This is a genomic window from Phyllobacterium sp. P5_D12 (assembly GCF_054049495.1).
Genome location: NZ_JBFUMG010000621.1, coordinates 1 through 2456, shown reverse-complemented (window position 1 = coordinate 2456; position 2456 = coordinate 1). Strand labels below are relative to the sequence as shown.

Annotated in this window: 4 protein-coding genes; 1 reads left to right on the top strand and 3 read right to left on the bottom strand. The window is 53.9% G+C overall.

What is annotated here, in order from left to right:
* Positions 1–31: 31 nt before the first annotated feature.
* The 3 genes from ACXJ5O_RS24350 to ACXJ5O_RS24340 form a co-directional block, all read right to left on the bottom strand.
* The gene (locus ACXJ5O_RS24350; RefSeq protein ID WP_457302154.1) at positions 32–700 is read right to left on the bottom strand and encodes an N-acetylmuramoyl-L-alanine amidase; all 669 of its coding nucleotides are present in this window, start codon (positions 698–700) and stop codon (positions 32–34) included.
* Positions 701–807: 107 nt separating this feature from the next.
* Positions 808–1290 (bottom strand): CreA family protein, encoded by a 483-nt coding sequence (locus tag ACXJ5O_RS24345; protein WP_457302153.1) that lies wholly within the window; start codon positions 1288–1290, stop codon positions 808–810.
* 85 nt (positions 1291–1375) lie between these two features.
* A complete protein-coding gene (locus ACXJ5O_RS24340; RefSeq protein WP_457302152.1) occupies positions 1376–2008 on the bottom strand; it encodes a DapH/DapD/GlmU-related protein in 633 nt (210 codons plus the stop codon).
* Positions 2009–2203: 195 nt separating this feature from the next.
* Here ACXJ5O_RS24340 and ACXJ5O_RS24335 point away from each other — a divergent pair.
* Positions 2204–2456, top strand: a 253-nt coding sequence (locus tag ACXJ5O_RS24335; RefSeq protein ID WP_457302151.1) for a hypothetical protein, incomplete at its 3' end; no start/stop codon positions are given.

Here is a 2456-nt window from a genome sequence, read left to right as displayed (position 1 = left end):
GTACTGGACAGCTTTGTTAAAGGGATTTGAGCTATCGCTCAGTCCGTTGCAGCACCCGTGTACCATTTGTTTTCTTATATTCAGTCTTCTCTTTTACCCTCACCTTGAATGCTTCCATGTCCCACGCCGGACCCGGATCGGACTTGCGGCCGGGGGCGATATCATCATGACCCATGATATCCTCGATGGCATATGTGCTGCAGATGGCTTGCGCTAGGGCAATCACCGTTTCGATCTGCGCAGTGGTGAAGACTTCCCAGCCGCAATTGGGCACACCGAACTTATGGCGGGCTTCGATGACTTTCGAGCCATCAACGGCCGCTCCGGTCCACGACACCCAGCCTTCGGCACTCTTGTTAAGCGGCCCCCAGTTTTCGATTTCTATGCCGATAGCCGAACTGTTCAGCCCCGAATATTTGATACCGCCCTTTCCCGTCCACTGGCTCTTGCCGGCATGCCAGGCCACAAGATTGAATGGCACGCATTGCGTGACTGACCCATCGCGACGGACAACGAGATGTGCTGAAACATTGGCAGCTTTTTGCGAAAAATACCTGGCGATATCAGCGCCCGGTCCGCTCGCGGTGTAGTGAATGATCAGAAACCTAGGGTTTAATTCGCCGCCAATATTAGGCGAACCGATGAAATTCACATTCGATGCACCCGTGCCAAGCCTGTGGTTTTTAATGCGAAAATTCATGATCAAACCCTTCAAATAAAAGCTTGATCCATCCTGCAACAAATAAGATTAAATTCCTATTAGCCAATGGTATAAGATTATTTACCAAATCGCCAAAGTCAGAATGATTACTCCGGCTTGCCTTTGGTCCAGTTGATGTTCCCCGCAAAGAGCGGGACTGTCGAGATCGAGGTTTTGGCCGAGCCATCCTGAACCTGCGTGGCATGGGCAAGATAAATGAGCGTATTGTTGGGTTTATCGTAGATGCGCGTAATGACGAGCTTCTTCCAGATGAGGCTGGTGCGTTCGGAAAAAACCCGCTCGCCACCTTCGCCCAGCTCGATTTCTCCGATCGTGATTGGGCCTGTCTGCTGACAGGAAATCGAGGCATTGGACGGATCCTCGAACCAGTTGCCTTTCTGCAGCCGGTCAATCATACCCCGCGAGAATGATGCGAGATGGCACGTAACGCCTTGCACCTTCGGATCGGTGACGGCATCAATGACGATATCATTGCCGAGCCAGTCGACGCCGACCTTGCCAACTTCTTCGGCCTGTGCGGGAAGAACGGCGGCGCCTAGAAGGGCCAGTGCAGCAAGGGTGCGCTTCATCAGAAAACTCCCGAGGGTTTGACGTTGGGGCAAAACACAGTTGGATACTGCGCGGAATGATTGCAAGCAAAACGGTGGGTAATCTTCAACGTTCCCATTTCGCCAGGAAATCCTCGATGCCGAGTGACTGGATGTCCGGGATGGCTTCGAATAACGTCTCTGGAGGCCAGTCCCACCACGCAAGCCGCTGCAGCCGCGCGGCAATCTCTTCGGGGAAGCGAAGGCGGATCAGCCGGGCCGGATTGCCCGCGACGATCGTATAGGGCGCGACATTCCTGGTCACCACCGCGTTGGCGCCAATGACTGCGCCATGACCGATCTGGATTGCAGGCATGATCACCGCTCCATGGCCGATCCACACATCATGGCCGATCCCGACGCGTTTCGCTTGCCGGCGTGCGCGAAAGACGTTGTCGATGCCTTGGTATTTGAAAAATTCGTTCGGCCGGTAGCTGATCGTGTGCGTCGTCAGCCGCTCCATCGGGTGTTCGAGTGCGTTGATGCGAACGTTCGCTGCAATCGAGCAAAACCGCCCGATATCGGCATAGATTCCCTCGCTGTGCCGTTYGAAATAGGTAAAATCACCGGCTGTCAGATCGCGCAGGACAACGCGCTCGCCAACTTCGGTATATTTGCCGAGCTTGACGCCTTTCAGCTGCGCGGATGGATGGATGCGCGGCTGGTCATTCTGGAAGCGCGGATCGTCGTTATCGGCCATGATCTTTCTCAATTGTTCAGCCAACTCTTTTGCACAAAAAGTGAATCCGAGCCAGATCCGTCAATAAAATCAAGTCGGTTTGGCTGCCCAGTCCTCAATTCACACAAATTTTGCAAGAATGCGAGCAAGTGAGCCATTAAGGGTAAATGGGCTAGCTGGTGTCGAGCACCAAAAAAATATGAGATAGTATCTGRCATGTCCAATGCTGCTGAAATCGACCATCACTTGCGCCGCGCCTTGATGAGCGTTCTATGCGGCAAGCTGCTCGCAGTCCTGAGCTTTGGCCGCAGTATCGAAAGCATCATTGTCACCGACCATCCTTCGTTGAAAACCGCCCCCGTCGATTTTGGGCCGGGCGGCTTTGCGAGCTTGTCGTTCGAGGAGCGAACTTTTACGGAATTCTGCGGCTATATCGCCGGGGCGCAGGTATCGGGAAGCAGCCTGAAGC